Here is a 24919-nt window from a genome sequence, read left to right as displayed (position 1 = left end):
ACGATGCAGAAAGCCTTTCCCATCTTTGCCATGGAGCTGTTTTGCGACGGTTGGCTGTTCTTAACGCATTCCGACGTGACGTGGGATGGGTCGTCGCACGCCGTTAAGCGTATTCGTATCAATGCTGACAAAAGTGAGCGGCTCCTGAGCCATGCGCGCGAGCACTTTACGGATGTTCCGAGCAACATCGATTTGTGCCAATACGTCGGTGCCACGTTAGAAGAGCTCGAGAAGCATGCCGAGCCGGTTGTTCCCCGCGACGTTGTTTCGTCCCGTCTGCAGTTGCTGTTTGAGGGCGACCTGACGCCTATCACGCTGGTGCAGCTCATGTGCGTGGGCGACTGGATTTCGGTGCGTCAAGGCAATGAGGGCGAGATTCGCGTTACCTACGACGAGCGTCTGGCTCAGCAGATTTCTGGGTTCGGCCTGTTTATGGCGAGCTTTGTCGAGTCGCTTTGCTCTCAGAGCAAGATGCTGAGCGACGGATCGGTTGCCACGGTGTTCGAGGCAAGGCCGGCAACGGAGCCGGGGATCTGCGCGTTTTTGGAGACGGGTGATGCGGTTTCCGCGGAGCCCGAACCCGAGGAGGCGCTCGACGTTGAACGGGAGCCCGAGCCTGAACCTGAGCCAGAGCCTGTATCGGAAGCCGCCCCTACGCCCTCTGCAAAAGAGCAGGAAAAGCTGCGCATTGCAAGGGAGGTAAAGGCCGCGCGCGACAAGATGGAAGAGCTCGACAAGGCACGTGTTGCTTTGCTCAACCAGCTGCTTGTGCTGCGCCATAAGCATGAGCAGCTTTCCGATCAAAGTGGTTGGAGGGCAATTGTCGAGATGGAGGAAGTCGGCAGGCAGGTCAAAGATCTCAGCAGCCATGTCGACCAGATTGACAAGCAGCTGAGCGACGCGCGCCTTGCCTACGCCGAGACGCGTGCGGCGTCGCTGCAAGCGCTTAAGGAGCTGGGGCAGTAGGACAGCAACAACCCTCACGACCCGGTACTTAAACGGTATGATTGGAAGCACGTTTGCATCGCCCCGATGCAAATAAAAAGGCCCGAACCCTTGGAGTGTGTCCTGTGGATAACACCGACAAAATATCGCTGGGAGGCGTGCTCACGCGCGAGCAGTTTTTGCTGCCCGAGATGCGCATCGTCGCCGCGTTGCGTCTTGATGGCGTGAGCGACGACGAGATCATTGCGCGCGTTAAGCACGACAACCTGTTTCAGTATCCCACCGAGCGCATGCTGGCCGACCGCGCCCGCGTGTGCCTGCGTCGCTTTGATGCCGTAGCGCTCGACGAGGCGCAGTGCGCTGCCCGCGGTATCGACAAAGACACCGCCGATCAAGCGGTCACGCGCATCATGGACCTCATCGCCAACGGCATGCCCGACCAGGCGGCCCAAGCCAACCTGTTTGTCATGATGTGCCGCTACACCATGGTCCGCGAGCTCATCCAGGTGGAGATCGGCGAGCGCATGGCCGGCTTCGACTACAACTTTACCGACGTTGACCTTAACGCGTTTGTCACCCGTTTTCAGGTTGAGCACGCCGAGGCTGTCAAATGGTCGGACGCCACGCTGGGCCGTATAAAAAGCACCCTGCGCCAGATTCTGCGCAGCGCCGGTTTTAAGGCATCGCAGCGAACCGATACGCTCCAGCCCCTGCTGCTCGACCTCGACGTGGAACAGGCCATCCGCGACCTGGGCGATATGGATGCCCTGGCCGCACTCACCGGGCAGGTGATGTAGACATGGCAATAAACCAGCCGCACATTCGCCCGCGCAACCGCGCCGAGCGCATACATGAGGACTTTGACCATCGCCGCGAGGCGCTGCGCGAGCGCCTGCAAGACCAGGACTTCTTGGCCAACAAGGGCATCGGTAACGAGATCGGCTTCTATACGTTTTGCTACGACCCCTCGCTGGAGTTTGAGTGCCGCGCCTACGTGGACGAGCTCATGGCAGATGCCCAGGCCGGCAAACTGCCGTGCAACCTGGAGGTCTTTAACCTGTACGACGTGATGCTCGAGATTTGCGAGCAGCGCCGTATTTTGCGTGCGATTCCCCGGCGTGAGGCAAAGGTCGGCTCGGAGGCCCAGATCAAAGAGCTCCAGAAGCCCTGTAGCTCCAAGAGCTTTGCCCAGTACCTCTTGGAGCATACCCAGCCGCATCAGCCCGGCGACGTGATCTTGCTTACGGGCGTGGGCGAGGTCTTTCCGCTGCTGCGCGTGCACAACCTGCTCAACGACATGCTTGCCGATTTTGGCACCGTGCCCGTCGTCGTCATGTACCCCGGCAGCTTTGACGGCCGCCAGCTCAAGCTGTTCAACAAAGAGAACGCCAGCAACTACTACCGCGCGTTCGATATTTCTTAGGAGCGACAGATGATTATCCAAGACCTGTTTTCCAAGGACATCAACCGTTCCATCAATGGCGTCGTTAAGGTGCAAGATGCCAGCGACGAATCGGTGCGCCAGGAGCTCGACGAGTACGTGGTGACGCGCGAGCTGCAGGGTCATTTTGCGCACTTCTTCGAGGCGTACGACAAGGCCCTCGACGTTCCCACCGACAATATGGGCGTGTGGATCAGCGGCTTCTTTGGCTCCGGTAAATCGCACTTCCTCAAGATGCTCTCGTATCTGCTGCAAAACGATGAGATTGCCGGCAAGCGCGCCGTCGACTACTTTGATGGCAAGATCTCCGATCCCATCGTGGCCGCTCGGGTTCGTCGTTGCTGCGAGGTTCCCACCGAGGCGATCCTGTTTAACATCGACAGCAAGGGCGGCCAGTGGAAAGAGGGCGACACCTCGCGCACGGCTCTGCTGCGCGCCTTCGAGCGCGTGTTCTTTGAGCACCTGGGCTTTTTTGGCGAGGACCTTAAGCTCGCGCGCCTGGAGCAGCATATCGATAGCAAGGGCAAGACGCAGGAGTTCCGCGCCGCCTACGAGCGCTTTGGTGGCGGCAACTGGCTCGAGGACCGCGAGAGCTATAGCTACTTTGAGGACGATATCGTCGAGGCCCTGCAAGAGGTGCTGGGCATGAGCGAGCAGGCCGCGCGTCATTGGTTCGACGGTACCGAGGACGACGCCATCGCTGCCGATACCTTTGCCAAGATGGTCAAGCAGTATGCCGACAAGCGTGCCGAGGAGTGCGGCGGCGAGTTCCGCCTGCTGTTCATGGTCGACGAGGTGGGTCAGTTTATTGGCTCCGATGCCGACATGAGCACGAGCCTTATGCTGTCGCTGCAGACGCTCGTCGAGGAGCTGGGCAGCCGTTGCGGTGGCCGCGTGTGGGTTATGGTGACCAGCCAGGAGGCCATCGACGAGGTCGCCATGATCGTGGGCGACGACTTCTCCAAGATTCAGGGCCGCTTTAACACGCGCCTTTCGCTTTCCAGCTCCAGCGTGGACGAGGTTATCCAGCGCCGCGTGCTGCAAAAGAACGATGCCGCCTCGGCAAAGCTCCAGCAGGACTATGAGGCCCAGAGCACCGTGCTCAAAAACGTATTCTCCTTTGACGGTTCGCGCGGCGACCTGATTGGCTATGCCAGCCGCAACGACTTTACGGCCAGCTACCCGTTTGTGAACTATCAGTTTAAGGTACTGCCCGACGTTATGACCGAGGTGCGCAAGCACGGCGTCAAGGCCAAGCACATGTCCACGGGCGAGCGCTCCATGCTCTCGGCCTTCCAGGAATCTGCCCAGGCCATCCAAGACCAAGAGGTTGGCGCCTTGGTGCCGTTCTGGCGCTTCTTCGATACCATCGCCAAGGACCTGGAGCACGGCGTGATCCAGGTGGTCACGCGCGCCGAGCGTGCGGCCGAGGACGGCCATGGCCTTAAGGCCCAGGACGTTAAGGTCCTAAAACTGCTGTATCTGATCCGCTATATCGACTACATCAAGTCCAACGTTGAGAACATTTCCATCCTTATGGTCGATGGCATGGATGTGGACAAGGCCGCCCTTAAGGACGGCGTCAAGGAATCGCTTAACCGCCTGGTGCGCGAAAACTACGTGGCACGTCAGGGCGATGCGTACAATTTCCTTACCGACGAGGAACAGGATATCTCGCGCGCCATTAGCGAGACGCCGGTAGATGCTGCCCTGATTATCGAGGACATTAAAAAGTTGCTCTTTGGCGGTATCTATACGGCTACCAAGTTGCGCGTGGGCGACAACGACTTTCCCTTTGACCGTTATGTTGACGACTCACTCTGCGGCGCTGCCCAGGGCGGTATGAAGCTCAACGTGGTCACGGTGGCCGATGACCTCTCGCGCGCCGACGATGCCGAGCTCGCCGTTAAGTCTGCCAATATCGCGCTGGTGGTGCTGGCAGATGACATCGACTACTTCGACGATCTGCAGAATGTGGCCAAGATCACTAAGTACCGCAAGACCATCAACACCGAGGCTCTGCCGCCTTCGACCCAGCAGATTATCAAAAAAAAGAATGACGAAGCTACTTTCCTTAAGCGCGAGGCGACCAAACTGCTGGAGGAGGCCGTGTTGCGTGCCCGCGTGGCCGTGAACGGCTCCATGGTTAACATCCGCGCCACCAAGCCTGCCGACGTGTTTGAACAGGTCCTGTCAAAGCTGACGGATGCTATCTTTACCAAGGCCGACTACATTGCCGATCCCGCCAAGACCGACGAGGACATTCGCGCTACGCTGCGCGGTGCCAACCAGATGGCGCTCGACGGACAGAGCTCCCAGAACGCCCGAGCCGAAAAAGAGGTTGCGGATTTTTTGCATGCCCAGACGCGCCTGTCGCTGAATACGACCATGGGCGACCTGCAGCGTAAGTTCCAGGGTGCTCCCTATGGCTGGCTCCAAATCGACATTGCCAACGTGGTGGCGCAGCTGGTGGTTTCACAACGCGCGACCATTACGGTTGCCGGCGCCAATATTGCCCCCTCAGACCTGCGTATGGTTGCCTACCTGCGCAGGGATGCCGACAAGGCACAAGTGCGCGAGCGCGTAAAGATGAGCGACGAACTCATCAAGAAAGTCAACAGGGTGCTGCGCGAGACCTTCGATGCCAAGCGTGATATTTCCAACGAGGACGAGCTTACCGCCACGGTGGTCGATACACTTACGGGCTACAAGAACGAGTGCGTGGAGCTCACGAACAACAACTTTACGGGCTTGGCCCCAGCCTACCCGTACCCGGGCCTAAAGGTGCTGGAAGATGGCATTACGCTGACCACGCGCCTGCTGGACAACCAGAACGATGCCCAGGCGCTCTTCAATGCTTTCGTAAAGGCACAAGACGATTTGGACGATTGGAAAGAGGGCTACGACCAGGTCGTGTTCTTCTTTGAGAGCCAAAAGCCCGTCTTTGATAAGGCCGTTGCGTTTATGGGCCTTATGAAGGACGAGGGCTTCTACATGGACTCTAACGCCCAGGCGGTTGAGGCCAACAAGCGTATTGAGCAGATTCTTAAGAGTCCGCGTCCGTACCGCGAGATCTGCAAGCTCCATGACCTGATGGAGCCCGTCATGGCTGCCCATAAGCAGATGGTCGATGCCAAGCGCAAGGAGATGCTGGACGACATAACCGCACAGATGGCCCAGGTGCACGAATATGCCCAGAGCCAGGACGGCTATGCCAAGCTGGCCGAGCGCGCCATTGAGGACGCGGGCCGTATGGCTAAGTCGTTTGAGAGCCGCGTTCACGCTGCCACCAAGGCGAGCGAGCTTGCCGCGCTGAAGCAGCAGCTGATTGAGTATTGCGATCGCGCATGCGAGAACATCGATAAAGCTATCGATGAGGAGAAGGCCCGCCAGCAGCGTGAGAGCCGATTCGTAGAAGTCACGCCCAACGGTGAGACCGTTACTACGATCAAAGACCCGGGCAACGATGCTTCGGCGACCGTCGAGCCTGCACCCGCGCCTGCTCCCAAGAGGATTAAAAAGCTGCGCCTGGCCGACCTGGGCGAGCGCAAAAAGCTACAGAGCGAAAGCGATATCGATGCCTACCTTGGTCAGCTACGCGCTCGTCTGCTTGCCGAGTTGCAGGGCAACGACGCCATCCGCCTGAGCTAACCAAGGACCACCGGGGAAGGGGAGGCCGCCATGAACGATACCGCCATCAAGAACTACTGCATCTGGGCCCGCAACGAGCTCATCGCCGGCGTCGAGGCCCGCATGAGGCTCTATGGCGTGGCCGAGGGCGCAGAGCCCGCCGGCGCGACGGCGGTGGGCGGGCGCGCCCTGTCCCCGGAGGAGACCGGGTGGCGCGACGCCCTGCTGCGCGCCGCGGCAGAGGAGGGCGTCGAGCACCTGCGCGACCGCGCCGCCTACACCTGGTTCAACCGCATCGCCGCCGTGCGCTACATGGAGGTCCACGACTTCCTGCCCTCCCGCGTGCGCATGTTCACCCGCCCCGCGGCGGACGGCTCCTGGGAGCTGGGCAGCCAGGCCGCCGACGAGGCGCTCGACGTGGAGATAGAGGGGGCGGACCCGGTGCGCGTCGCCGAGCTCAAGCAGGCCGGCGAGGACGGGCCGCTGTTCCGCTACCTGTTCCTGGCCCAGTGCGCCGAGCTCTCCGGGTGCCTGCCCGGCGTGTTCCAGCCCGTGGACGCCTGCATGGCGCTGCTCCTGCCGGCAAACCTCATGGATGCGGACGGCGTCATCGGCCGCATGGTGGGCGACATCGACGAGGAGGACTGGGAAGACGTCCAGATCCTGGGCTGGATGTACCAGTACTACAACTCCGAGGTCAAGGACGCCTTCTTCGCCTCCAAGGCCAAGGAGACCCCCGACACCATAGGCCCGGCCACCCAGCTGTTCACGCCCGACTGGATCGTGCGCTACATGGTGCAGAACTCGCTGGGGCGCCTGTGGATGCTCAACAACCCCGCAAGCCCCCTGCGCGACCAGATGGAGTACTACATCGAGCCCGACGAGGCGCACGAGGACTTCATCAGGATCGCCGGCCCCGAGGACATCTCGCTCTGCGACCCGGCGTGCGGCTCGGGCCACATCCTGGTCTACGCCTTCGAGCTGCTGGCCAAGATGTACCTGGAGCGCGGCTACCGCGAGCGCGAGATCCCCGGGCTCGTCCTGTCCAGGAACCTGCACGGCATGGAGATCGACCCCCGCGCCGCCCAGATCGCGCGGCTGGCGCTGGCCATGTGCGCCCGCGAGCTCGATCGCCGCTTCTTCGGCCGCGGCGTGCAGGCCGACATCGCCGTGCTCGCCCCGGTGGCGCTGGGGGAGGGCGACGTGCCGCAGGGCAGCGCCCTGGCAAAGAAGAAGGACCTCCTCGACGCCCTGGCGCACCTGGACGAGGCGGGCTCGCTGCTCGCCCCGGGCGAGGGCGACCTCGCCGCGGTCCGCGAGGCGATAGAGCTCACCGGCGCCGACGGCCTGTTCGGCAGCAGCTCCAGGGAGAGGCTCCAGCGCGCCCTGGTCACCTGCGAGGCCCTGGCCCGCCGCCACGACTGCGTGGTGGCCAACCCGCCCTACATGGGCAGCTCCAGCTTCGGCCCCTTCATGTCCAGGTGGGTCAAGAAGAACTACCCCGACGTCAAGAGCGACCTGTGCACGTGCTTCATCGAGCGCGGCTTCAACCTGGCGAAGGACCGCGGCTACGCGGCCATGATCACCATGCAGAGCTGGATGTTCCTGGGCAGCTTCGAGAAGATGCGTTCCTCGCTCATCGGGTCCAAGTCGATCCTGTCTATGCTGCACCTGGGCCCCCGCGCTTTCGACGCCATCGGCGGCGAGGTCGTCAACGTCACGGCCGATGTCGTCTACAACGGCCGCGCGGCATGCGAGGGCGCCTACGTGCGCCTCGTCGACATCAACGGCAGCGAGGCCAAGCGCCAGAAGGCTCTCGAGGCGATTCGAAACCCCGACTGCGGCTGGTTCTACCGCCGCGACGCCGAGACCTTCACGCAGATCCCCGGCACCCCCATCGCCTACTGGGCTGGTAACGGTATGCTCGATTCTTTTTCGATGCTTACGAAACTAAAAGATGTATCAAGGCCTCATATTGGAATTCAGACTGGGGATAATGCCCGATTCATCCGTTCCTGGTGGGAAGTGTCTCGTTCGATAACCAATTGTGCAGCAAGCGATAAAGCCGCATCAATGAAATGGTTTCCTGTTTGGAAGGGGGGAGCCTTTCGAAAGTGGTTCGGCAATCTTGAAGAGGTTGTTGAATGGGAAAATGACGGCAAGAATGTCATCGGAAATGCCGAGGCAGAGCATCGCCGCGTAATGGATCTTCCTGCAAAGATGAAGCTGTGTCGAACGGTCTGCTGGTCAATGATTTCTTCTGGAAAGCCATCCTTCCGCCTGTTTCCTGAGGGCGGTCTCGTTGAACATGCGAGCTCTGGTTTCTTTGACACCCGCGTGTCTTTAATGTCAATCGTTGCTCTCTGCAACAGCTCGGTTGCTACTTCGATGCTTGATTTGATTTCCCCGACACTAAATTATGAAGTTTCCAAAATCGGTTCATTGCCACTTGCTGATGGCGTCGAGAACGATGCTTCGATTGAATTGCTTGCAAATCAGGCGGTCGATATTGCGGAACTAGATTGGGATTCGTTTGAAACCTCTTGGGATTTCAAACGCCATCCGCTTCTCTAGCCAAGTTTGATTAATCGCTCATGAGGACTGTGGGGTGCGTTCGTCCTTGTTTTTTTGACAATGTAGCCCAAGCCTTTCATCTCTGTATATACCGATCACCGACCAATTTTATTTAAATCAGGATTGATAGCCATGAACGATACCGCCATCAAGAACTACTGCATCTGGGCCCGCAACGAGCTCATCGCCGGCGTCGAGGCCCGCATGAGGCTCTATGGCGTGGCCGGGGGCGCCGAGCCCGCCGGCGCGACGGCGGTGGGCGGGCGCGCCCTGTCCCCGGAGGAGACCGGGTGGCGCGACGCCCTGCTGCGCGCCGCGGCAGAGGAGGGCGTCGAGCACCTGCGCGACCGCGCCGCCTACACCTGGTTCAACCGCATCGCCGCCGTGCGCTACATGGAGGTCCACGACTTCCTGCCCTCCCGCGTGCGCATGTTCACCCGCCCCGCGGCGGACGGCTCCTGGGAGCTGGGCAGCCAGGCCGCCGACGAGGCGCTCGACGTGGAGATAGAGGGGGCGGACCCGGTGCGCGTCGCCGAGCTCAAGCAGGCCGGCGAGGACGGGCCGCTGTTCCGCTACCTGTTCCTGGCCCAGTGCGCCGAGCTCTCCGGCTGCCTGCCCGGCGTGTTCCAGCCCGTGGACGCCTGCATGGCGCTGCTGCTGCCCGCAAACCTCATGGACCCCGACGGCGTCATCGGCCGCATGGTGGGCGACATCGACGAGGCCGACTGGGAGGACGTCCAGATCCTGGGCTGGATGTACCAGTACTACAACTCCGAGCGAAAGGCTGAGGTTGATGCTGCTGTCAAAAAGGGTGCGAAGGTTCAAGCGAACGACCTCGCCCCTAAGACACAGCTCTTTACCCCCGACTGGATCGTGCGCTATATGGTCGATAACTCCCTCGGCCGCCTGTGGATGCTCAACAATCCCCAAAGCCATCTTCGAGAGCAGATGGCGTATTACATCGAGTCCGATGCGGAGCACGAGGACTTCATCCATATCTCTGGTCCTGAGGACATTACGTTCTGCGACCCGGCGTGCGGCTCGGCACATATCCTTGCCTATGCATTCGAGCTGCTGGTGCAAATGTATCTTGAGCGTGGCTACCCCGAGCGTGAGATTCCTGAGCTTGTCTTGACGAAAAACCTGTACGGCATGGAGATTGACCCACGTGCCGGACAGTTTGCCAGCTTGGTTCTAGCCATGTGCTCCCGTGAGCACGACCGCCGTTTCTTTAAGCGCGGTGTATCTGCGAACATTCTCACCCTGAAGCCCGTCGTATTCGAAGAGGGCGACCTTCCTGAAGGGTGCGCGCTTGCCAAGAAACGTTCCCTCTTGGACGCCCTTGCCCATCTTGACGAGGTCGGATCGCTCCTTGTTCCCGATGGCGCGGATATCGCGGCGATCAGCGAGGCGATTGAGCTTTGCGGCGGCTTGCAAAGTGGCTTGTTCGCCGGCAATACGCAAGAGAAGCTTAAAGATGCGCTTGCCGACTGCGAAGCGCTGTCTTCGAAGTTCTCGTGCGTGGTCGCTAATCCTCCTTACTTGGGTAGTTCTGCATTCGATCCATTCATGTCTAAGTGGATAAAGAAGAACTACGCCGACGTGAAGAGCGACCTGTGCACATGCTTTATCTCGCGCATTTTCTCGCTCACGGAGGAAGCAGGCCTTGCGGGCCTTGCAACGTCGAATAGCTGGATGTTCTTGTCGTCTTACGAGAACCTACGCCAGCAATTGGTTGCCACCAAAACTATTGATAGCTTGGTGCAGCTTTCTGTCCACGGATTCCATGGTATCGCTGCCCAGGTATGCACATTTGTAATTAGGAACAAGCACGTCGCAGGCTATCGCGGTGGCTATATCAGGCTGAATGATTTTGATCATTGGACGCTGCAGGAAGGTAAGACCCTCGAGGCGATCCGAAACCCCGACTGCGGCTGGTTCTACCGCCGCGACGCCGAGACCTTCAAGCAGATTCCCGGCACCCCCATCGCCTACTGGCTTGGGCAAGGGGCACGTCTTTCTTTCAAAGAAGGATTACCGCTTTCCGCAATCAGTTCGCTTGCTCAGGGGTTAAAGTGCGGTGATACTGATCTCTTTGTTCGGTGCTGGTTTGAGTGCTCGTATCGGGACATTCTTGGCGTTGCAGGGAATCCATCTCGGGCCAAGTGGCATTTTATGCTTGACGGGGGCGACTACAGGAAATGGTCAGGAAATCAGACCGACGTTGTTAACTGGTCAGATGATGGATATGAGATTAAGACTAATAGGGATAAAAATGGAAAAGTTAGAGCACGTGTCCAAAATGAGAGGTTTTATCATAGAAACGGCACATTAACCTGGTCCGCACTTACAAGTGGTCCAATTAGCGTTCGAGCCTGTTCGGATAATTCACTCTGTGGCGGAGCGGGCTATTACATTGTTCCGAACGACCAAGAGGAAAGGCTTTTCATTCTTGGGTTGCTTAATAGCTCTATAGCGCAATATCTCAAGCTAGGACTGAGTCAGACTCTCAATAATGAAGTTGGAGACCTTAAGCGCATTCCTGTTTGTAGACAAGATTCTTCTAGCGATGAAATTGCGGAAATAGTTCAAGAATCTTATCTGGCATCCGTTTCTGACTGGGATTCGTTTGAAACTTCATGGGATTTCAAACGCCATCCGTTGGTGTAGGTGTTTGTGATGACCCTAACTGAGCAATACGCATTCCTAAACTGGCGTATGGACAAGCTGGATCGCTCTCAAAACTATGCAATGATGGCAGAAGGCTATTGGAAAGCTGCAATTAGGCTCCTTGATTCCCTCTTGGGTGACAACGCAGGACACGACGCTGACGCAATAGTCTTTCCAATACTGTTCGATGCTCACCAGTCGTTGGAGCTGTACCTCAAGGCAACTCGAATAGCCGTTTGTGAGGCAAAAGGTGCCAATCCATGGAGCGTCAACATTAAATCTATCCACGATCTTGATAAATTGACGTCTTCTTTGAACTCGGCTCTTGGCATCGGTGACGAGCGGCTCACGAGAGCCAAGGAAACAACTGCTTATTTTGAGCTTGTTGACCTTTTGGAATCTGTTGGCGATGATAGCGAGGGCGGCTACTACGTCGACTTCGCTCGTTATCCGGAAAAGGAATCCGGCAAATCATACGTTTTCGTAAGAAGCGACAGGTTTGTATTAAAACTTGAAGAGTTAAAGGGCATTATTAACGACGGATGCCAGTTTATGGAAGGATTTTACTGGCTTTGGCAAGAACGGATCGATACTGTTCGGTGCATGAAAGCTGATTTGGAGTAAGGATCATATTCATAGAGATCATGGCGGCATAAATGAACTAGAGCACCATTCAGAAGGAGTCTTGGCTGGATTGTCAGACGAGTCATTGGGCCTTGCGGCTGGTTTGGGATATATCTCAAATTCATATGTATTTGTGCGTGCGGGTGAATGTTGTGATTAACCAGGGTCGAACCACGGCTTTCGAGCTTTCAAGATTGATTGCGCGAGGTCTCGAATTGGACATCGCTATTTACAAAGAGGTTGGACGGGATGCGTTCTTTGAATTCAGCCCTGATGACGATGCGGTATATGTTGCGAACGTTCCTTTGCAGGATATTGAAGAGAAGGAGAAAAAAGCTCTAAACACCGCTGTTTCTTATGAGATTTTGCTGTCGAAGGCAAGGGAAATAGCCAGGGATTGTTCGTATGGCATGGATTATAGGGACTGCTTTCTGTATTGCGTTTTCGCTACACTCCATGAGTTTGGACACTTTGATACCCGTCAGCGTCTTTTGGCTTCCGATTATATGAGGCTCGCAAACGAGCGTGAACGTCTTCTTGCGCAGCTCAAGACCAAGCTTCAAATAGCTTCCAACCTTAATCGTGACGAAAGAGATAGTTGGCGCGAATACGAGCTCGGCTATAGGAACATTCCTTTTGAAAAAATTGCCGATGACTATGCCGAGAAGCTGATGCCTGAGGTTCTTGCTGCGCTCATTGCAAAGGATTGAGCTTATGAAACAAAATGAGTCACTTGAGCTTCGCTGCGAAATGGCGACCATGCATGACTTCTTTCTAAACAAGATTGACGATTCAATTGAGGGAGGGCTGTATTTTGAAGCGGCTTGGTTAATCTATTCATGTCTCGAAAACCGGTTCTTTCGCGTCCTAGATAAATACAAGCGTAAATGTAAGTATTGCATTAAGGGTGGCAAATGCCGCAAGGGGAGTAATCAGCTCGCGATATCGACCAAGGTCAATTGTGTTGAGAGACTGCACAAGGCAAAGGTGGAGTGCATTAGTGAATCGTTTTCGAACGAATTATTTGATGAGGTCAAGAAATGGATTAAATTGCGTAATAATTTAATGCATAACCTCTTATCTCTTGAACATTACGAAGACCATTTCGATAACGATTTTAAAGATCTTGCTTTAAGCGGGAAGAGAATCGTCGAAGACGTTTACGGAGCTTGTGCAAAATTCAGGGAGTCGTTCTTCCAGCCTGATTATGAATTTGTATTTCCGGAGTCATGTATGGAGGAGTGTCCCTGTAAACCTCGAAAACAGAAGACGGCTGAGACTGGGTAGCTATTATGACGCTCTGCTAGGCTTCTCTTCTGGGCACTTCCGATTGCTGTCTTTGTTATGTACATAGATGTATGTTTTCTGTCTCAAGGGAAAGCTGTTCAGGCGGCAACACCGGCGCTCTATCTTCCGTTTCTGGAGGTCATGGTGCAGAATACCGGCCATAAGAAAAACGATTCAACCGCTTTACAAGGGGACTTCTCTTTACGGGATGCCCTCTATTTTTATGTCGTGACAATCGAAAAGTATTGCATTGCCAGCCGGTGTTATATTCGACCCCAACGGTTGTAGCTCAATACCTACCGCTCGCACTTGTTGCTCAACAAATGATGAGGTTGATGGGCTAAGTTGATGGCAGTGTTCGGCCAATGCGAGGGGATAGAGGGGATCGAAGTCCTCCTCGTAAACGCCCCAAAGGAAGTCGAATATCTTCAGAAACCTAAGCGAAAGGTTAATCCAAATGGATTTGGTGACTTCTTTTTTCCACCTGCTGTCCGATTATTGCGTTTGCTTTGACGATGGAATGATCACTTGGGACGGTCATCATCACGCTGCGACCGGTTTGCATGTCGATAACGAAAAGGTGCCCGAGCTTACCGAGTTTGCCACGCAGGGCGGCTTTGATGATCTGAATGATTACCTCAACTGCTTTGTCGACGGTTTTCTGAATAACCTGGTTGAGGCCGATGAGGATCTCATTGTTCCCAGGAGCGCAATCCACGAGGCGCTTTACCCTATGCTTCGAGAAGGGGATTTGACGGGCCTTGTTTTGGCTGATTTCTGCGGCTGTAACAAGGCGCTCGTAATCGACAATCCGGCCCCCGATGCGTATTGCGTAATGTATGACACGCGAATCGCTCGCGGTATTCCGCAGTTCTTCAACTTGGTCACACGCATGCTTTGGGATATGCGCCAAGGGCTGCGTAGCCAGCAAGGCGCCTCGTTTAAGGTGACGTTTGTTGCGGCGAGGAACGTCGATTTATCTATGCTGGTCGTAGACGACGTGACGGACGTTCCGGGCGTGCAGGAAAAGCCGGCAACGATGATGGTCTACTCTGCTCCGACGATTCAGCTGGACACCTCGGCCTCAGACGGATGCGGCGCGGCGTCTGCCCCTGCGGGAGGGGAGCGGCCTGGTAACGCAGGCGGTGATAAGAAGGTTGCTGCAAACGAGGGCGACCGTGTATGGGGCAATGCGTTTTCCGTGGCGCTTCCCGATGGCTGGATTGTCGATTCCGACCCCAGCCAAAAAGATACCTTTGTTTTAAGCCCCGCTTCGTCCAACAGGCGCATGGAAGGGGCTCAGGTTCTTTATTCGTGGCGCCCTGAAACACCAGAGGAAATGCGCATCATGGACCAGCTTGAGGTTCGTCGCGCTGTGGTTAGGAACATCCACTTCCCTCCCATAAACAACATGGTTCCCAGAGGACTTGAATATCACGAAGTTCAGGGTGATGGGTGCATTGTCGCTGTCGTTCAGGTTGGCGTGGGACTTCCTGGCATGGATACGGGGATTGGCCTGGAGTTCTATGTCTACCCTCTATACCGTGACAACGACTGCATGCGCGTGACGTTCTATTCATGGGATCGGGATCGTGTTGATGAGGCCCGCACGTTTGTCGATGGACTCGCGTCGACCGTTCGTCTTAATAAGGTGGAGCCTCTCAGTTGGGACATTGCGTTTAAGAAATGCTTTGAAACTAAGGTCGAGCCTGAGGAGTTCAGGGAGCTTGCATTCCAGGGCGTTTCTCTTTTGATTTCTATTCGCCAAGGTGTTTATACGTCAGCAGTATACGAGACCAGTTTGCTAGACGGTAATACTGCGCTTGATAGGGAGAATGCCGGTTTAAAGGCTTTGGCTCAGCTAAATGCGGATTCCGAGCGTTATCTGGATCGCATTCTTGACGCGGTCGATGCCCAGGAGCGCTTCTACGGAAAAGAGAGCTCCGTATATCAGGACATTCGCTCTACCGCAGCTAATGTTATTGATGTTGCTTTACTGAGGGCATCTAATTGCGACCTCGAAGACGGGCGTAACGCAGAGGCCATCCTTGCCCCTTCCGAGCACATGCGTGAGATTCGCGCCCGCATTGGACTGGACCCGGCGCCGGCGCCCGTTGCGCCGGAGAAGAAGGCCGCGCCGGAGAAGAAGGCTGCTGCGCCCGCCAAGGAGGAGAAGGCGGCTGCGCCCGCCAAGGAGAAGAAGGCTGCTGCGCCGGCTGAGGAGAAGACCGCAGAGCCTGCCAAGGAGGAGAAGGCGGCTGCGCCTGAGAAAAAGAACGACGTGGTCATCGAGAAGAAAAAGGCCGAGGACGAGAAGCCTCAGCCGTTCCAACCAAAGTCTTGGGCAGAGGACGAGACGAGGGATAGGGTCTACGCGCTTGCCGATCGATGCAATGAGATGCGCGGCGATTATTTTGACGCCAAAGCGAACAAGGCGAGGCGCCAGCGCGAGCTAGATTCGATTGTCGACGATTTGAATGAGGCAATCTCAAAATTCGATTACTTTCGGGACCTAGAGCGCAAACGAGAGCAGCTGGCAGAGCTAAGAAACAACCTTAATAATGAGGCCTCTAGCTGCGAGAAAGAGCTTCAGTCGTTTGGATTGTTCGACATTAGCAATAAACGTCAAGCAAAGAAGAAGCTCTCGGATCTTACCGAGCATATAGAAAAGGTCGATTCCAGCCTTAAGGCGATCGAGGTCAAACTCTCCAAGGGCTCAAGTAAGCTCGTCAAAGCAAAGGTCGATGAGTTGCGACAGCAAAAGAGCGATGCCCAGCTAGCGTTTAAAGAGGCCGAAGCGAACTTCGAACAAATAGAAGCCGAAAAGAAAGAGCGCAGGGCTAAGCTCGAAGCATTCTGTGCCAGCGTGCCAAAAAGTGACCGATTTGATGAATGCTATTGGGATGCCGATTGGCAGATGCGACAAGCGTACGATCGCAAGAGGAAGGCTAAGACCGATCCGGAAAACAAGCGGCTTGCGAAGCAGTTTGCGCAAACAGTTGACGTTGGGGAAGTATTTACTTTATATGACATGATGGACGCTGTTGACGGAATAGATACGTTCTCAAAAGCGGGCGTTGTTTGCTATATGTATGACAGGACTCATTCAGTAAAAAAGGTTGCTCCGATTAACAATCGCACTGCTTATGTGTTGACCGATAAAAGGTTCATGGATATATGGGACGATTGATTTTGAAGCAGAAGTCGGATGTATTTTGCAGGGGCATCTCTAGGGATGCCCCTCCCGTTTTTATGTCGAGCCAGCATTGGATTCAGGCATAAAAAATGCCGGGGGGAAGCCCCCGGCTCTTGGAGGTCCCTCTATTCGAGGGTACCAACCTTTTTATACCACGAGACGAGGAGTCTATTCAAGTAGAAATTATAATGACCAAACACATGTTCGTCAATCTGCCTGGGGTTTTAGGAATATGCCGTGGTCTGGTCTGAGATAGTGGGTCATGTTCGTTCGTGCTGTTTTGGTTGGGGTGCTGCGGCTATGGCCCTATGGCTACCGCTCGCACTTGTTGCTCAACAAATGGTGGGGCTGGTGGAGTAAGTTAATACATACTGGCTGCGCAGCGGGGTTCGCCTGTAGTGGGCGTGCCCTCAAAATGGTGTCTCAGAATGCTCTGCATAGGGCGCTATAAGCTTTGCCGTCGGGTAGACTTGTCTATGTTGACTTAGCTAGTTTTATTGGGCTTTTAATCGGTCCTGATTGGATGGGATAGAGATATGGCAACGTTGCTCGCCGATAAATACGAGGCTCGCAAGGCCGAGGTCAATGCTCGCTTTGAGCAGCTTCGCGCTAACGAGGAGGAGCTCAACCGAATCTTTGCCAAGATCTACAACATGGAGGGCGAGGTGCCCATCGAGGTCGAGGACAAGTACGTCTCGGTGGCGCGCATCTTCGATACCGCCGACGAGATTCCCGAGAGCTACAAGGGCAACAAGTACGTGCGCACCAAGCGCGACGAGATTACCTCGCTTATAAGCTATGCCGTGGGCTGCATGTTTGGTCGCTATTCGCTGGACGTGGACGGTCTGGTCCTCGCCGACCAGGGGGCCACGGTTAACGACTACCTGGTCAAGATGCCCGATCCCGATCACGTGACCTTTATGCCCGATGGCGACAATGTGCTGCCCATCACCGATGACGAGTACTTTGACGACGACATCGTTCGCTACTTTATCGACTTTGTGCGCACCGTGTACGGCGAGGAGACGCTCGAGCAGAACCTAGCCTTTATTGCCGAGGCGCTCGGCGGCAAGGGTACCTCGCGCGAGGTAATTCGCGCCTACTTTTTGAAGGACTTCTTTAAGGACCACTGCCAGACCTACAAGAAGCGCCCCATCTACTGGTTGTTCGACAGCGGCAAGAAGAACGGCTTTATGGCTCTGGTCTACATGCACCGCTATACGCCCGATCTGCTGGCGCGCATTCGTACCGACTATGTGCACGAGCAGCAGGAGCGCTATCGCTCGCAGATCGCCGACGCCGAGGACGCGCTGGCCACGGCCGAGCGCGGTGAGAAGGTCGCGCTGACCAAGCGCATCAAAAAGCTGAAGGACCAGCTGACCGAGACCGTTGCCTACGAGGAAAAGCTGCATCACCTGGCCGACCAGATGATCAAGATTGACCTGGACGACGGCGTTAAGGTCAACTATGCCAAGTTCCAGGATGTGCTGGCAAAGATAAAATAATGCACACGTGATTACGCGTTACGCGAATTGTTTTGACCGGTATGACAGTGGGATTGTTAGATGGCAAAGTTCGATGTAATTGAAGAGCTGGCGGCGCGCTTTGAACAGCCGCTGCCCGATTGCCGTGAGCGCCGCGTGGTGGTGTGGCACGACGCGGAAGGCGAGTTTGCCGCCACGTTTGCCGAGCTTGCCGAGGGCGGCTTTGGCGAAGCGGTAGAGCAGCGCCTGCCGCGTCCGGTGCGCTTTGTGGAGGCTTGCGACGGGCATATGTTTGAGGTCAAGCGCCTTATCGCCCGCGAGGACACCACGAGCGACATGCTGGTGTATCGCCAGCAGGGGCGTGGCGGCCTCGAGGGCGATTGGCTGGCCGATGTTGAACTGTACGCCGATCAGTTCTCGGCGGACTATCTGTCGCTGCTGGCCGATCAGCTGGGGGCCTCGAACGCGCGGGATATTCGCAAGGCACTGCAGGCGCACAAGTCGTTCTTTGCCGCCAAGGGCCGCGTCGCCAAGTTTTCTAAGTGCATGCCCGCGCCTGCGTGCGCGGCCGATGTTGAGCTGGGCCTGCTGGCTGCCATGTTTGGCGGCTCCGATCCCAGCGCTGCCACCATGCCGTTTATTGTGCGCGCATGCCTGACTATGCTGCTGCGCGATGGCCCGGAGGCACTGGCGGAACTGGCGCAGAAGTTTGAGGCCGCCGATAGCCTTGCAGCCTTTGTGCGTCAGCGCACGGGCTTTGAGGGTACGCTGTTCGAGCGCGATTCGCTCCAGGATTTTGCCGCCCATGTGCTGCTGACGGCCTCAGCCTCGCTGGTGCCGGCGGCTGCGCTGCAAAAGCTTTCCAACCATATTGCGCCTGCCTATGCGCCGTATTGCATTGCCGTTGTCCGCGAATGGGCGGGCGATGCTGCGGCGTCTGATGACCTGCGCGAGATTTGCGAGCTGGTCCAGGACGCGTGCGGCCTGCGCCATGTGTTTGGTGCTCTGCCTACCGACGATCTGCTGCGCCTGGATGTATTCCCGTGCGTTGATGAGGCCATTTTGAGCGACCTGCTCGCCTCGCTGGCGCAGGGTGCCGATCGCGTTGACGAGGCGCGTCGTGTTGCCGCGGCCCGTCGCGACCTGTGCTGGTACGACGATGTCGCCTGCTACTACCAGGTGCTTTTGGCGCTGGCCGACATGGCAGCCTTTAAGCGCGACCATGCGGGTGGATTCCATATTGCCCAGGCGGCCGAGGTATGGGAGACCTATACCACAGATTGGTGGCGCATGGATGCTGCATACCGCGCGCTGCGCCAGGCCAACGAGCGCTGCAAGCTGCGCGGTGTCGACCTGTTGGAGGAGCCCGAGCGCCGCGCGGTCGAATGGGCCGAGAACAACTACGTTAACTGGTATCTGACCGAGAGCAACGCGTGCTGGGCCAATGCCGCCCAGGCGCAGTGGCGCGATGCCGGCTATGTTGGGGGCATCGCTCGCCAAGACCTGTTTTATTGGGAGACGCTGCCCACGTATACCGGTAGTGCCAAGGCCAAGGTGGTCCTGATCAGCGATGCGCTGCGCTACGAGGTAGCGCAGGACGTGGCTGCCGCTTTGGAGCGCGAGCGCGGCGGCGAGGTGCGCATGGGTAGCGTGCAGGCGATGTTTCCCTCTATTACCGAGATGGGCATGCCGGCGCTGTTGCCGCATCAGGCCATGACGCTCAACATGGAAACGGGCGCCGTGCTGCTCGATGATATGCCGACGGGTTCTACGGTCGATCGTCAAGCGGTTCTGCAGAAGGCCGCGCCTACGGGTCGTGCCCTGAGTGCCGCAGCGTATCTGGACATGTCTGCCGCCGACCGCAAGGAGCTGCTCAAGTCCAGCGAGATCGTGTACCTGTATCACAACAAGATCGACGCGACGGGGGAGAAGCTCGCCACCGAAAGCGATGTGTTCGATGCGTGCGCCGAGAGCGTGGACGAGCTGGTCTCGATCGCCAAGCGCGTGTGCACCGACGCGCCAGGCGCCCGCGTGACGATTACGTCCGACCACGGCTTTTTGTACACGGCCAACGAACTGCCGGAATGCTTGTTCCTGGGCAAGAACGACCTGCCCGACGATCCGGTGCTGTTTGGCAAGCGCCATGCGGTGGTCGCTCAGGGCGACACCTTGGCTGATATCGCTAACGGCGCGGACGGTAGCCCGTGTTTAGCCATGAACATGGACCATGTGGTGCCGGGCGGCGGCTACGTTGGCTTGGCTCCGCGCGGGATCGTGCACTACAAGCGACCCGGCGGAACCAAGCGCTACGTGCATGGCGGCGTGAGTCTGCAGGAGCTCGTGGTGCCGGTGGTCGGGTATCGCCGCCTGAGTGCGTCCTCAAAGGAATTCGTTGATACGCAGACTGCGAAGCTGCGCGTGCTGAGCGAGAGCCGCCGCGTTACCAACTCGCTGTTTGGCATTAAGTTGCTGCAGGAGGAGGCCGCTACGGGCAAGGTGCTGCCGTGCGAGTACGAGCTGGTGTTTACCGACGAGACCGGCAACGAGGTGAGCGATGTTGCTCGCGTGCATGCGGACATGACTTCGCCCAACCCGCAGGACCGCGTGGTCGAGGCTCGATTTACGCTTAAGACGGGTGTGTCGTTTGGGTCCGGCTCGTCCCATTTGCTGGTTTGCCGCGACGCCCAGTCGGGCAAGATCGTTTGGCGCGAGACGTATACCATCGCCGTTTCGTTTGCCCCTGTTGCTGACTTTGGTTTTTAGGAGTGTGCCCTATGATTGATAGCCATGACGACAATCTGTGGGAAGTTCCCTCGATTGATGTGGGTGTGCCTGCGGAGGCTGCGGCGTCCGTTGAGGCTGCGGCGCCTGCCCCGGAGCCGGTTGCTGCCGCGCCCGTTGAGGCTGCGGTGAACGCCGAGGACGAGTCCTCGACCGATGGCTATGACCAAGCTGTGGCCGAGGCTCCCGAGGATGAGGGCTACGACATGGACGGGCTGGACGGCAAGCTGCTCGAGCACTTTGCTGGCAAGATCGTGCGCAAGGACCTGACTGCCCTTATGAAGCGCGGCGCCAACGTGCCAACCTTTGTGCTTGAGTATCTGCTGGGCATGTACTGCTCAACCGATGACGAGGAAGCCGTGGCAGAGGGCCTGGATCGCATCCGCAGGATCCTCACCGATAACTACGTGCGTCCCGACGAGTCCGAGCGCATTAAGTCCAAGATTCGCGAACTGGGCCGCTTTACCATCATCGATAAGGTGACGGCCAAGCTCGACGAGTACAAAGACATCTACGTGGCGTCGTTTGCCAACCTGACCATCGAGCCGTTTGTAATGCCGGCCGAGTACGTGCGCGACTATTCCAAGATTCTGCAGGGTGGCATTTGGTGCATTATGAGCATCGAGTATCGTCATCCCGTGGATGAGGAAGACGAGTTTGGCATGGAGGTCTTTGGCGACGATGCGCCGCGCCGCTCCAAGGCCAAGCGCAAAAAGCGCGGCCCCGAGGACTCTCCGTTTAGTGTGGCGTCGCTCACGCCCATCCAGATGCCCAACCTGGACCTGGATGCCATGATCGACGAGCGCCAGTATTTCTCGCGCGACGAGTGGCTCAACATGCTGTTGCGCTCCGCTGGCTATGAGCCCAGCGAGCTTTCCGAGAAAGAGCGCATGCACTTTATCGAGCGTATGGTGCCGCTCATCGAGCGCAATTACAACCTGTGCGAGCTGGGTCCCCGCGGCACCGGCAAGAGTCACATTTACAAAGAGGTCTCGCCCTACGCCATCTTGCTCTCTGGCGGCCAGACCACCACGGCCAACCTGTTCGGCCGCATGAACTCCATGCGCGCCGATCGCGTGGGCCTGGTGGGCCACTGGGATTGCGTGACGTTCGACGAGGTCGCCGGTATGCGCTTTAAGGACACCAACGCCGTGCAGATCATGAAGGACTACATGGCGAGCGGCAGCTACGCGCGCGGCCGCGACCAGATTAACGCCGATGCCTCTATGGTCTTTGAGGGCAACATCAACGACACCGTGCAAAACGTCCTTAAGACCACGCACCTGTTTGATCCGTTCCCGCCGGAGTTCAACAACGATTCGGCCTTCTTCGACCGTATCCACTATTACCTGCCGGGCTGGGAGATTCCCAAGATGCGCTCGAGCCTGCTGACCGGGCATTATGGCCTGATCACCGACTGCCTGTCGGAGTTTTGCAAAGAGATGCGCCGCAAGGACTTTACGCACCATATCGACCGTTACTTCCGCTTTAACAGCGACTTTAACAAGCGTGACGAGATCGCCGTGCGCAAGACCTTTAGCGGCCTGGCCAAGCTGCTGTTCCCCGACGAGGCCATGGACAAGGACGACGTGCGCTGGCTGCTGGATTACGCCATCGAGGGCCGTCGCCGCGTAAAGGAGCAGCTCAAGATTATGGCGGGCGTTGAGTTTATCGACGTTAACCTGGGCTATATGGATGCCGACAACCCGCAGGACGTGCACGTGGTGCGCGTGCCCGAGCAGAGCGAGGACACGCTGATTCCCGACGGGCCGCTGCTGTCCGGCCACGTGTTTGGCGTGGGCAGGTCGCAGGGCGGCGAGGTTGCCGTGTACAAGCTGGAGAACAAGGCCGTTGCCGGCGAGTGCAAGTTTAAGCACGAGGGCGTGGCCTTTAACAAGCCGGTGCGCGATACGCTGGAGGCCGCGTTCGACAACTTTGTGAACCTGGCGAACCGCGTGGCGCCGGGGATGCACATTGGCTCCAAGGATTATCTGCTGTTCTACAACGACCTGCAGAGCAAGGGCCTGTCCGAAGAAGTTTCACTCGCCGAGTTCGTGGGCCTGTGCTCCGCGGCGTGCAACCGCCCGGTGATGCCTGCGCTGGCGATTCCGGGAATCTTGCGCATGTCGGGCTCTATGGACGAGATCCGTGGGCTCGAGGACATTATGCGCGTGGCCAAAAACGCCGGCGCCAAGCGCGTGATTTTGCCGCTGAGCGCCATCGCCGGCCTGCAGAGCGTGTCGTCCGAGATTATCTCGGGGTTGAGCCCGGTGTTCTACATGGATGGTGACCCGGTCGACGCCGCGAAAAAGGCACTGGATCTGTAGGAGTGCGGGTGAGTGGGGCGTTCGGTGTTCGGGTGCACCGCGTACATGTTGGTGCGTAGTGCGTGAGGAGGCCTACCGTGGCAGACGAGCGTTCTGTTGGTGAGCTGCTCGACGAGCTGTTTGGCTTTGAGTCGGTAGCCAAGCGCCAGGTGGCGCTTGAGCAGTACGATCGCGGGGAGCTGGTGCGCAAGGCGCGCTCCCGCGAGCTGCTGAGCGTGCTTAGGGGCGTCGAGGCTGCCGAGCGCGCTGCGCGCGACTCTGCCGTGCGGGCTGTTGATACGTACGTGCGCCGTGTTGAGGGCACTGCGCTTGAACGCGCTCGCAAGCAGGTGGGCATTGTCGGTCCGCTGCAGATGGAGCGCCGCTATGCTGCCTTTTTGCGCATGGATGACAAGGCCGAGCTACTGGCCCGTTTGGAGCAGACGCTCGCGTTTATCGAGGTAAAGCTGCGTGCGAATACGGCGGACAAGGTCCGCGCGGCGTACGATGCCGCGGGGGCTATGGTGCTACGGGACGCGGCGCGCCTGAATGGCGTGCGCGTTGTGGATGCCGTGCCTTTGGATGCCGACCTGCTGTGTACGCAGCTGGAACAGTTGCGCTGTGCCGCCGATGCGACAGACCTTGCGGGTATGATCACAGCGACGTTTAAGTCCGAGCTGAGTGCGACAGGGTCGCAGGGCGCCAGCGGGTCTGCGAGTGATGTTGCTGGCGATGTTGCTGGTGACGTGGCGTTGGAGCGTGAACTTACCAACGTGCGCGGCGCTGCGCAGAGGGCGCGCTTGGCCGCGCAGGCGTATCGGGCCGAGCGCGCCGCCCGCATTGCAGGGAGCACGGTTGAGCCTTCGGGGCTGCCGAAGCCTGCGTGCGTTGCGTGCGAGGCGGCGTGCGATGCCGGTTTGCTTTTCGAGTTGCTCGCTCAGGTTAAGAAGTCGTTTGAGACCTACCGTCGTATTGTTGCCGACGGCGGGTTGTTCTGCGCGTTTGGCTCTGGCTCGCCGCATGGGATTTGCAGGGGCTCGAGCTATTTCGACTACGATTCTCGGCTTGACGAAGACGTGCTGGTGGGCGAGTACGACGGCGCTACCAGGCATGATGTTCGGCGTGAGGTTCCGATTCCCGAGCTGGTGGATGAGGCTTCTGCCGAGGGCGGCGACTCGCTCGAGGTTGCCGTGGCACGCATGCGGGAGTTTAACGGGCGCCGCTACGATGGTGTGCTGGACGAGGACCCCGCGCGTCATGTGAATGCGTTTTGGTATGGACTCAAAAAGCTCAGCCAGTATTGCGAGGCCGCCGTGCGTGTGGACGAACGCGCTTGGGATTGCTTTATCGATAAGGTGCAGTTCGCCTACGATGAGCCCGTGGGGCGTTTGGCTGTGCAGATGGACGACAAGCAGATTGCGGCTTTTGTTGCTGCTGTGGATAAGCTTAGCGCTGCTGAGTAGGGACCTGGCTCGGCAGGAGGTTTCACCATGAAGATAGACGTTGATGTAGACCAGCTGCGCGAGAGTCTGCTCGATCGCGCGGGGAGTGCAGCAGGCGTGGGCTTTCCGGCTGCCATGCTCGACGTGATGGATATCGAGGACGAGTCGCCCCAAGAGCTCCTAGCCCGAGCCGAACGCGAAGGCCTCGACCTCCGTGATTTTGCCGCGGGCGACGATGACTAGGGTAGCTAATTTGAGACGGAGCGTCTGCTCCCGCAGCTGCGCGAAAATGCATGATAAGCCGTTCCAATGGAGCCTAATGAGGTCGCGACCGTTCTATTTTGACCGCACGCCGGCTAAGTGAGTAGGCTTTATTGGAAATCCCGAGCACACGACTAATTTGCTTCAATAAACCCGCAGGTCACAGACTTGTACTTTGGTGACGTGGTCGGCGATTCGGTAAAAGTCTACTCACTTAGTTTTGAGAGGCGCTAATTGTTCGCAACGAGACCCCAGCCGGGGCGATTGGTGCTCAAATG

General features: G+C 57.7%; 15 protein-coding genes. All 15 read left to right on the top strand.

What is annotated here, in order from left to right:
• Window positions 1-3 precede the first annotated feature (3 nt).
• The 15 genes from ACTNDJ_RS01625 (at window position 4) to ACTNDJ_RS01555 (ending at window position 24623) form a co-directional block, all read left to right on the top strand.
• Entirely contained in the window at window positions 4-966 is a 963-nt protein-coding gene (locus ACTNDJ_RS01625) for a hypothetical protein (RefSeq protein ID WP_441083234.1), read from the top strand.
• A 104-nt stretch (window positions 967-1070) separates the two neighbouring features.
• Window positions 1071-1742, top strand: coding sequence for a DUF1819 family protein (locus tag ACTNDJ_RS01620; RefSeq protein WP_441083233.1), 672 nt, complete (start codon window positions 1071-1073; stop codon window positions 1740-1742).
• Window positions 1743-1744: 2 nt separating this feature from the next.
• On the top strand, window positions 1745-2368 hold the full coding sequence (locus ACTNDJ_RS01615; RefSeq protein ID WP_441083232.1) for a DUF1788 domain-containing protein: 624 nt from the start codon (window positions 1745-1747) through the stop codon (window positions 2366-2368).
• A gap of 9 nt (window positions 2369-2377) precedes the next feature.
• The gene (gene brxC / locus ACTNDJ_RS01610; protein WP_441083231.1) at window positions 2378-6037 is read left to right on the top strand and encodes a BREX system P-loop protein BrxC; all 3660 of its coding nucleotides are present in this window, start codon (window positions 2378-2380) and stop codon (window positions 6035-6037) included.
• A 30-nt stretch (window positions 6038-6067) separates the two neighbouring features.
• Window positions 6068-8590: a BREX-1 system adenine-specific DNA-methyltransferase PglX gene (gene pglX, locus ACTNDJ_RS01605; protein WP_441083230.1), complete on the top strand. Its 2523-nt coding sequence runs from the start codon at window positions 6068-6070 to the stop codon at window positions 8588-8590.
• Window positions 8591-8722: 132 nt separating this feature from the next.
• Window positions 8723-11260: a BREX-1 system adenine-specific DNA-methyltransferase PglX gene (gene pglX, locus ACTNDJ_RS01600; RefSeq protein WP_441083229.1), complete on the top strand. Its 2538-nt coding sequence runs from the start codon at window positions 8723-8725 to the stop codon at window positions 11258-11260.
• 9 nt (window positions 11261-11269) lie between these two features.
• Window positions 11270-11884 carry a hypothetical protein gene (locus tag ACTNDJ_RS01595; protein WP_441083228.1) on the top strand — a complete coding sequence of 205 codons (615 nt, stop codon included), beginning with the start codon at window positions 11270-11272 and terminating at the stop codon, window positions 11882-11884.
• 152 nt (window positions 11885-12036) lie between these two features.
• Window positions 12037-12594 (top strand): hypothetical protein, encoded by a 558-nt coding sequence (locus ACTNDJ_RS01590; RefSeq protein ID WP_441083227.1) that lies wholly within the window; start codon window positions 12037-12039, stop codon window positions 12592-12594.
• A 4-nt stretch (window positions 12595-12598) separates the two neighbouring features.
• Entirely contained in the window at window positions 12599-13171 is a 573-nt protein-coding gene (locus ACTNDJ_RS01585; protein WP_441083226.1) for a hypothetical protein, read from the top strand.
• A gap of 457 nt (window positions 13172-13628) precedes the next feature.
• The gene (locus tag ACTNDJ_RS01580) at window positions 13629-16361 is read left to right on the top strand and encodes a hypothetical protein (protein ID WP_441083225.1); all 2733 of its coding nucleotides are present in this window, start codon (window positions 13629-13631) and stop codon (window positions 16359-16361) included.
• A 542-nt stretch (window positions 16362-16903) separates the two neighbouring features.
• Window positions 16904-17872, top strand: a complete 969-nt coding sequence (locus tag ACTNDJ_RS01575) for a hypothetical protein (protein ID WP_441083224.1) — start codon at window positions 16904-16906, stop codon at window positions 17870-17872.
• A 60-nt stretch (window positions 17873-17932) separates the two neighbouring features.
• Complete coding sequence (pglZ, locus tag ACTNDJ_RS01570) at window positions 17933-20614, top strand: BREX-1 system phosphatase PglZ type A (RefSeq protein ID WP_441083223.1); 2682 nt, start codon at window positions 17933-17935, stop codon at window positions 20612-20614.
• Between the two features lie 11 nt (window positions 20615-20625).
• A complete protein-coding gene (brxL, locus tag ACTNDJ_RS01565; RefSeq protein ID WP_441083222.1) occupies window positions 20626-22959 on the top strand; it encodes a protease Lon-related BREX system protein BrxL in 2334 nt (777 codons plus the stop codon).
• A gap of 77 nt (window positions 22960-23036) precedes the next feature.
• Window positions 23037-24401, top strand: coding sequence for a hypothetical protein (locus tag ACTNDJ_RS01560; protein WP_441083221.1), 1365 nt, complete (start codon window positions 23037-23039; stop codon window positions 24399-24401).
• Between the two features lie 27 nt (window positions 24402-24428).
• Window positions 24429-24623, top strand: a complete 195-nt coding sequence (locus ACTNDJ_RS01555; RefSeq protein WP_441056273.1) for a hypothetical protein — start codon at window positions 24429-24431, stop codon at window positions 24621-24623.
• The last annotated feature ends 296 nt before the right edge of the window (window positions 24624-24919 follow it).

This window comes from Collinsella sp. HCP3S3_D1 (genome assembly GCF_052064015.1).
Classification (GTDB): domain Bacteria; phylum Actinomycetota; class Coriobacteriia; order Coriobacteriales; family Coriobacteriaceae; genus Collinsella.
This window is presented reverse-complemented; position numbering and strand designations above follow the sequence as displayed.